Source organism: Phormidium sp. CCY1219 (genome assembly GCF_035615515.1).
Classification (GTDB): domain Bacteria; phylum Cyanobacteriota; class Cyanobacteriia; order Cyanobacteriales; family Laspinemataceae; genus CCY1219.
The window spans coordinates 1-8,215 of sequence record NZ_JAJENT010000253.1; the positions used below are offsets into that span (position 1 = coordinate 1).

Sequence of the window (8,215 nt, forward strand, 5' to 3'; positions counted from 1 at the left end):
TGGGAACGTCCCTCCCGAGGCTCCGCCTCCCCCAATCCATCTCCCCAATAATTTGCATCTTTACTTAACCTGTATTTGTCTCCTTGCCTACCGAAAAAATGGATTGTAGCAGTCTATATCCGATTACTGCAACAGATGCAAGCAACGCGGATCGGTGAGGGTGGCTTTCTCCGGTTCGCGAGGGAACCAAAAGGCAGTTTTTTTGCAAAATTCTACCAGCATTAACATCACGGGCACTTCGATTAATACCCCAACAACGGTTGCCAGTGCGGCACCGGAATTTAATCCAAACAGCATCACTGCAGTGGCGATCGCCACTTCAAAATGATTGCTGGCCCCAATCAATGCTGCCGGTGCGGCATCTTCATAGGCTAGGTTCAGTTTTAACCCGCCTACATAGGCAATGGTGAAAATAAAAATGGTCTGCAATAACAAGGGCACGGCAATTAATACAATATGCAGCGGATTGTTGGCAATCAGTTCCCCTTTAAAGGCAAACAGCAGCACTAAGGTAATCAGCAGCGCCGCAATGGAAATCGGACTCAAGTATTTGAGGAATTTTCGCTCAAACCATTCGCGCCCTTTATGCTTGAAAATCCAAACTCTACTGTAGGTTCCCGCCGCTAGTGGCAATCCTACATAAATCAGTACCGAAAGGACGATAGTTTCCCAAGGAACGGTTAAATCATTGGCGGCTAGCAACCATCTGCCTAAGGGCGCGTATAAAAACAGCATGGTGAGGGAATTAATCGCCACCATCACCAAGGTATGGCCCTGGTTGCTAAAAGACAGATATCCCCACATCAATACCATTGCGGTACAAGGCGCAATTCCGAGTAAAATCGCCCCGGCAATGTAGGAGTTTGCTAACTCAATGCTGCCGGTTTTTACGATATCCGTGCCTGCAATGAGGGGACGAAATACCCATCCCAAGAAAAATTGGGCAAATACCACCATCGTGAAGGGTTTGATTAACCAATTCACGACTAAGGTGAGAATGACGGGTTTCGGTGCCTGAATTGCCTGTTTTGCCTGGGTGAAGTCTATTTTCACCATGATCGGATACATCATAAAAAACAGGCAAATTGCGATCGGAATCGAGACTTGGTAAACGCTCATCGCGTCTAGGGTGACGGCAATTCCGGGAAATAATCTGCCCAGGGCAACGCCGATGACAATGCAGAAGATGACCCAGACGGTGAGGTATTTTTCAAAAAAACTCAGTCGGCTTCCCGCCCGCACTGCTGGTTTCTGAGAATGCCCGTTGCTTTGACTCACGCCGATTTTCCTCCGGTGTGCGAGTGGTTTCTGCTTTTGGTATAAAACAAAAAAAGTTGATATGTCAAGTCATTTCAACAAAACTTGATGTAATTCTCAGAAAAGAAGCCGCGCCCGGGAAACCATCCCACAGTGGTGAAGTCGGATTACCTTTTATTTGCATATTTTTGACTCGTTCTCAGCCTGGGCTGGGAACGAGTCAGAAGGTGGCCGATCGCCCGTAAAAATAGCTCGCATAGGAGGGCTTTTTCCCTGTACCCCCCTGACACAAGGGCTTTTCGAACTCGGGTTTTGCTGGATAGAGAAATATGCAATTTAAACGCCGAATTCCGCCGTTGCTTGTGGGTGTCTGTTCAACGTCGAGATTAGAATTTGGCTTGTTTTCGCAATAGTTGGCCGATGGTTAGATTAAAATCGGATTTACCCTCGAACACGGTGCCGACTTTGTTGCGGTGGAAGTGCATGTAGGTCAGACGATAGCCATCTTCGGGTAAGGGGATGTAGCCGACGGAACTCACCAGTTGCGGTGCTTTGTCGATGTAAAATTCTACGAAGTCTCGTAGGGCGGGGTTTTTCTGCGCCGCATCGGCGTTGACGTAGATAAACAGGGGGCGGGCCAGGGGTTGATATTCGGCGTTTTCCACGGTTTCCGGGGAGGGCATCACCGGACCGTTGCCACTGTCTACGGGGAGGGCTTTGAGTTTGTCGGCGTTGGATTCGTAGTAGGCATAGCCGAAGTAACCTAGGGCGTTTGGATCGTCGCTGACGTCTTCGACGAGAATCTCGTCATCTTCGGAGGCGGTGTAGTCATCGCGACTGGCTTCGGGTTGCCCGACGATCGCCTCGGTGAAGTAGTCAAAGGTTCCGGAGTCGCTTCCCGGTCCGTACAGGGTTAACGGGCGATCGGGCCAGGAGGGTCGGATTTGGTTCCATTTGACGATTTTTCCTTGGGCTTGCGGTTGCCACATTTGTTCCAATTCTGCCACGGTGATGTCCTGCGCCCAGGTGTTTTCGGGATGGACCACTACGGTAATCGCATCGAAGGCGATCGGCAGTTCGATATAGGGCACCCCTGCGTCTTTGCAAGCTTGCATTTCTTGCGGATTGATGGGCCGCGAGGCGTCGTTGATATCGGTTTGACCCGCGCAGAATTTTTCAAACCCTCCACCAGTACCGGAAAACTCTACGGTGACTTCTACGGCGTTGGAATTTTCGGATTTAAACTGTTGGGTCACGCTGTTGGTAATCGGATAAACGGTGGATGACCCGTCGATCGCGATCGCTTGCCTTGTCTGAGACTCGTTTTGCGCGCATGAGCTGACTAATGCGGCGGCACTTAAACTGAGCGCTACAGCCCTCAGTCCCCTGATGAGCGGATTTGCTGTTGCATTCATGGAGTTTACCCCCAATACTTAACCACGGGGTCTATAACTCTATCATTTCAAAAAAAGTTGATGAAAGGGTTAAGGTTAGGTAAAGAAAAGGATAAAAGGGTTCGCCTAACGAAAAATTGCCCGGGAAAATGCATTCTCCACTTTCCCGGGAAAGATGTTCTTAACCCGATTTCAGCCCACTTCTTCGCAGGGGCGGGCGGGAAGCATGGTACTGAAGCGGCGGTATTCGGCGAGGTACTGTTCGAGGGCGACAAATTGAGGTAAATTAAGGCTGTAGTAGATCCAGCGACCTTCCTGACGCCCGCGCACTAGGCTGGCTTCTTTCAGGGTTTTGAGGTGGAAAGAGAGCTTCGACTGGCTGACCTGGAGTTTTTCGCACAGTTCGCAGACGCACAATTCCTGTTCGCGCAGCAACTCGATGACTTGGATCCGCAGGGGATCGGACAGGGCGTGAAATCCAGCAGCGACATCAGTGGGTGCGATCGCGGTTATTTTGACCATCAGTTTTTTGCCCAATATCTCTGGCACTATCTTATCGCGCTATCCCCCACTTCCACCCCGAAGAAAGATTGCCAATTCACAACCGACAATTAACAAAATCGTCCGCTGATATATTCCTGAGTTGAGGGTTGCTTGGGGTTGTGAAAAATCACCTCCGTGCGATCGTACTCGGACAAATAGCCAATTTTTTCTCCCCTTTCGCTGGTTCTGAGGTTAAAAAACGCCGTCATATCCGACACCCGAGACGCCTGCTGCATATTATGCGTCACCAAAACAATCGTGTAATGGGTTTTGAGTTCGTGCATCAGTTCGTCAATGCGCGCCGTAGAAACCGGATCGAGGGCAGAACAAGGCTCATCCATCAGCAGAATCGACGGTTGTAGGGCCAAAGCGCGGGCAATGCACAAGCGCTGCTGCTGTCCCCCGGATAGGGTCAGGGCATTTCGCCGCAAATTCTGCTTCACCTCATCCCACAACGCCGCCTGACGCAGGGAATATTCTACCAACTCATCAATGTCTCCTTGATACCCGTTAATCCGCAATCCCAAGGCAATATTTTCGTAAATAGACTTGGGAAACGGATTCGGTTTTTGAAACACCATCCCCACCCGACGGCGAATGTCCACCGGATGGAAACTGTAAATCTCTCGATTGTCTAACAAAATTTTTCCGCTCACCGAAACATCGCGATTCAAATCGTTTAATCGATTAAAGCATCGCAGTAGGGTACTTTTTCCACAGCCAGAAGGACCGATAATCGCGGTAATTTGATGGCTTTGAATTTCCAGATTTATTTTATCTAAAACTTGGGATTTTTGATAAAATACTGATAAATTTTTTAAATTTAAAATGACAGTATTTTCTTCCGGTTCTTTATTATTCCAGGCAAACTTCATAATGGCTCTTTTTCTTATAAATTTTAAAGGGAAATCTTCAGACATGGATTAATCGAACAATGACATCAATGGCACAATCCCAATCATTTCTACTAGAAATGGGCTTAGGGGTGAAAAGCCTAGGGTTTGCTGGTGCGGTTTCGCAAGAGTAACGCCAAGACATTCATCACAAATAAAATAGCAATTAAAACAATAATGGCGGCGGCAGCATTGTTGTGAAACCCTTGTTGAGGGCGAGAGACCCAATTAAAAATTTGAAAAGGCAGGGCTGTAAATCGGCTGCGAAGTCCTTCCCAAGACAGGGGCGGTGCAAAAGAGATGAACGATAAAGCGCCCACCGCAATCAAAGGCGCGGTTTCGCCCACAGCGCGGGCTAGAGAAAGCAAGGCACCGGTGAAGACTCCAGGCAAAGCCGTAGGTAAAACGATATGCCACAACACCTGGGTGCGGGTCATGCCTATAGCATACCCTGCTTGATGCAAACTCGCAGAAACCCGACGCAAAGCAGAACGAGTAGTGACGATAGACAGGGGTAAAATGACCACCGTCAGAGTCAGCGCCGCCGAGAGAATCGTCGGACCACCCGTCAGCGGGGCCAACAGTCGGACGAACAATTCCAGTCCTAATAATCCGTAAATGATAGAGGGAACTGCAGATAAGTTGGCGATATTAATTTCTAGCAGTTGGTTGAGCCAATTATCGGGGCAATATTCTTCTAAATAAATCGCAGTAGCAATGCTAATTGGTAACGAGAGAACCAAGGTAACGGCTAATAGCCACAAGCTGCCCATTAGCGCCGGATAGATGCCCGCTTTTTCCGGGTTTCGAGAGGGAATGCTGGTGAGGAATTGCCAGTCTAATTGAGGCATTCCCCGCCGAAAAGCATCCAGGAGTAATAGTCCGAGAAATGCGAGGGCGACTAAGGTGGCGAGAAAGGTTAGGATACTGAAGAATTGGTCTAATCGATGGCGACGGGTAAAGGGGATTTGAAAGCCAGGGGATTGACGAATGGAAATTGGCAATTCCCGGGTTTGTGGGGGGGGAAGATTGCAATCGAGACAGAGATTGGAATTGTCCGATCGCGGTGTGCTGGGAACCACCACTTGTGTCATTGATTGTTGATAGTGACGAACTAACCAATATCCGAAGGTATTCAGGGTCAAGGTGATGAGAAATAATACCATACCCACGGTGAAAATGGTGCGGAAAGCCAAGGAGTTAAAGGCGACAGTGCCTAAACTGACTTGGATAATAAAGGCAGTCATGGTTTCGATGGGGACCAAGGGATTGAGGGTGAGTTGCGGATTTTGACCAGCAGCGATCGCCGCAATCATGGTTTCTCCCAAGGCGCGAGAAGCAGCTAGCGTAAATGAGGCAAAGATACCGGGAAATGCCACCGGTAATAGAACGTTGACAATGGTTTCTCGTTTGTTCAATCCCAAGGCATAGCTGGCTTCGCGCAGGCGATCGGGAACGCCGCGAATGGCATCTTCACTCAAAGAAGAAATAATCGGAATAATGCTTACTCCCGTTACTAACCCGGCACTTAATCCATTAAATCTGGCAATGCCCGGAATCAATTCTTGTAACAGCGGCGTGACGACTAAAAAGGCAAAATAACCATAAACAACCGTGGGAATTCCCGATAGTGCTTCTAAGATAGGTTTCATCACCCAGCGCACTTTTTGCGGGGCATATTCTGCTAGATAAATTGCCGCTAGCAAGCCAATCGGTATGGCAACGATTAGGGCAATTCCCGTGACGATAAACGTGGCGCTGGCGAGAACTAAAATGCCAAATTGTTGGCTGGCAAAGCGCGGGGTCCATTCCGTATCGGTGAGAAAATTCCACAGGGAAACGTCTTGGAAAAATAGGACGGTTTCGTAAATGAGAATTGCGACAATGGCGACGGCAATGGAAATCGGAATACAAGCGATCGCGGCGAGGGTTGCTTGTACGATGGACCCTGCCCGACTTTGGCGGCGCAAGTTCCGTTTCCAACCGTCGGGGGGTGGGGATTGAAGGGAATAAGGATTAAACTGCATCCCACGCCTCAGACTCGGTGGGCGGTTCGATTGGCGAGGGGGAAAATACCCGGAAAGAGTAATGAAATCCCGGGATTGGGGGTGGAGAGTTTCGCGGGTGGGTTATGGTGTCTTGGGGTCTGTCGGGGAAACTTCTGCGGATGAATAGGTGCATTGGGGGTTCCCTGGCGATCGCGTTTTACGGTTTTGCGGGTCTGCTTCTGATTGAGTTAAGCACCTATTTTACCGCGATCGTCTCTGGATTCGGGATGACAAAGGGGGCGATGTCGGGTGGCGGTCAGATGAACTCCGGTGGATTGTCTGCAAAAAAAACGGCACAGAGGCGATTTATCGCGTCTCTAACATCCGTATCGAAAAATATGATTCAGATGGCATGACCCCTGGTGGAACCTCTCAACGTTTGAATGGCATCGGTATTGAGATCGGCTATACTGCCAATGACTTGCTCGCCACTTTACGCGATCGCCTTTATCCAAATATGATTGCAAATCTAACCCAAAATACCCACGCTCCAATTTCCAGCCTTAACCAAAGTAACCCCGAAGCTGAATTACTTTTGTGCTGCATCCGCTATCACTTTGGTACCGCAACTTCCAGTGAAATCGCCCACCTGCTGCAAACCGAGCTAGATTGGGATTATCTCATCCAAAAAGCAGCGGAGCATAATGTATTTCTGCTATTTTACCAAAGTCTGAAACAAACTCACCCGGAACTGATTCTTCCATCCATTGCTGAGACACTTCACATTCAGGCTCAAACCCGACTTGCTCGCAATTTATTTCTGACGAAAGAACTCTTTCAAATTCTCGATTTATTCGCCACCCATGATATTCAGGCCATTCCGTTTAAAGGATTAATTTGGGCGGCATTAGCCTATGGTAACATGGGAGTGCGAGAATTCTGCGATTTGGATATTTTGGTGCGTCCCGCCGATTTTCCCAAAGCCAAAAATTTGCTGATGCAACAGGGATACCACGATAAATATTTGGGCACAAAAGAACAAGAAATCGCCCAAGTCCAAATGGTGCGACAAGATGGGAAGGTTAATATCGACCTGCATTTTGGCCTCATCCCCGAACAGTTTTATCGGCGGCTAGATACTGACTCTTTTTTTGAGGAATTGCAAACGGTGTCTATTGCAGGCAAAACTGTGCATACATTTTCACCCAAAAACTCTGTAGCGCTGGGGTACCTACATGGGATGAAGGACAGTTGGGGAGTGTTGAAAAGGCTTTGCGATTTTGCGGCATTGATTCGCAAATATCCTGATGTGGATTGGCAGGATGTGATGGCGCGATGCGAAACGACTGAGAGCGATCGCAATTTTTTATTAGCCATTCTCATCACTCAAACTTACCTGCAAATTCCGGTGCCCGAACCTCTGTTAAAACAAACTCAAAAATTTCCCGAACTGTCAGAAATCGCCGAAGAACATAAGCAGCTTTTTTATCGGGTAGAATTGGGAGCCAAGTGTCGTTTATTCGGCGGTTTAATACTGTTTCCGATAATGGAAATGGGCTTTTGGGGGAAAATTCGATATTGTGCGGGTTTAGCTCTGAATGTCAATGAAAGAGATAAAGAAACCTTTGCTTTACCTGATTTTTTGTTTTTCCTTTACTATCCCTTGCGGATTGTCCGGTTGCTTAAAACCTATAAAATTGGTAAAGAAAAACTCGCCTTTCTCTGGAAATTTCTGTGGAAATAGTCAGGCAATTGAACAGGAGCCAAAATAGCGCGATGCAATTTACGATTCCCAGTCACGTTTTCGCCCAAGAACTGGCGGGCGAGGTGGTGTTGATGAATATCGACAATGAAATGTACTACAGCTTAAACCCCGTAGGCAGTCAAATCTGGCAACTTTTGAGCGATCGCCTCGATTTCGAAACTGCGATCGAGCAACTATTGCGCCGATTTGATGTGGATGAGGCAACTTTGCGTCAGGATGTCACTCAGTTAGTGGACGAACTGGTGGCCCAGGGGTTGTTAACGGTAGAACAGGAGACGGTCTAATCCCAAGCTAAATTAAATCCCCCCAAACCCCCCTTTGAAAGGGGGGCTTAAGAGGATTCGGTCTTCCCCCCAACGATCGGGGACTAAGGGG

At 48.3% G+C, this 8,215-nt stretch carries 8 protein-coding genes; 3 read left to right on the forward strand and 5 right to left on the reverse strand.

Annotation, left to right across the window (positions count from 1 at the left end; genetic code table 11):
- Positions 1–123 precede the first annotated feature (123 nt).
- The 5 genes from arsB to pstA all read right to left on the reverse strand — a co-directional run bounded on the left by arsB (position 124) and on the right by pstA (position 6,114).
- Entirely contained in the window at positions 124–1,278 is a 1,155-nt protein-coding gene (arsB, locus tag LKK83_RS02785; protein WP_324629288.1) for an ACR3 family arsenite efflux transporter, read from the reverse strand.
- Positions 1,279–1,643: 365 nt separating this feature from the next.
- Positions 1,644–2,672 carry a PstS family phosphate ABC transporter substrate-binding protein gene (locus LKK83_RS02790; protein WP_324629289.1) on the reverse strand — a complete coding sequence of 343 codons (1,029 nt, stop codon included), beginning with the start codon at positions 2,670–2,672 and terminating at the stop codon, positions 1,644–1,646.
- 171 nt (positions 2,673–2,843) lie between these two features.
- Complete coding sequence (locus tag LKK83_RS02795) at positions 2,844–3,173, reverse strand: ArsR/SmtB family transcription factor (RefSeq protein WP_324629290.1); 330 nt, start codon at positions 3,171–3,173, stop codon at positions 2,844–2,846.
- An 89-nt stretch (positions 3,174–3,262) separates the two neighbouring features.
- Complete coding sequence (pstB, locus tag LKK83_RS02800) at positions 3,263–4,069, reverse strand: phosphate ABC transporter ATP-binding protein PstB (RefSeq protein WP_324629291.1); 807 nt, start codon at positions 4,067–4,069, stop codon at positions 3,263–3,265.
- Positions 4,070–4,188: 119 nt separating this feature from the next.
- Positions 4,189–6,114: a phosphate ABC transporter permease PstA gene (gene pstA / locus LKK83_RS02805; RefSeq protein WP_324629293.1), complete on the reverse strand. Its 1,926-nt coding sequence runs from the start codon at positions 6,112–6,114 to the stop codon at positions 4,189–4,191.
- A 140-nt stretch (positions 6,115–6,254) separates the two neighbouring features.
- Here pstA and LKK83_RS02810 point away from each other — a divergent pair, with 140 nt between their 5' ends.
- From LKK83_RS02810 to LKK83_RS02820, 3 genes are read left to right on the forward strand one after another with little or no spacing between them, the layout of a single operon-like run.
- A complete protein-coding gene (locus LKK83_RS02810; protein ID WP_324629294.1) occupies positions 6,255–6,491 on the forward strand; it encodes a hypothetical protein in 237 nt (78 codons plus the stop codon).
- Positions 6,488–7,819, forward strand: a complete 1,332-nt coding sequence (locus LKK83_RS02815) for a nucleotidyltransferase domain-containing protein (protein WP_324629295.1) — start codon at positions 6,488–6,490, stop codon at positions 7,817–7,819. Before LKK83_RS02810 ends, LKK83_RS02815 begins: the two co-directional genes overlap by 4 nt.
- 32 nt (positions 7,820–7,851) lie before the next feature.
- A complete protein-coding gene (locus LKK83_RS02820; RefSeq protein WP_324629296.1) occupies positions 7,852–8,124 on the forward strand; it encodes a PqqD family protein in 273 nt (90 codons plus the stop codon).
- Positions 8,125–8,215 lie beyond the last annotated feature (91 nt).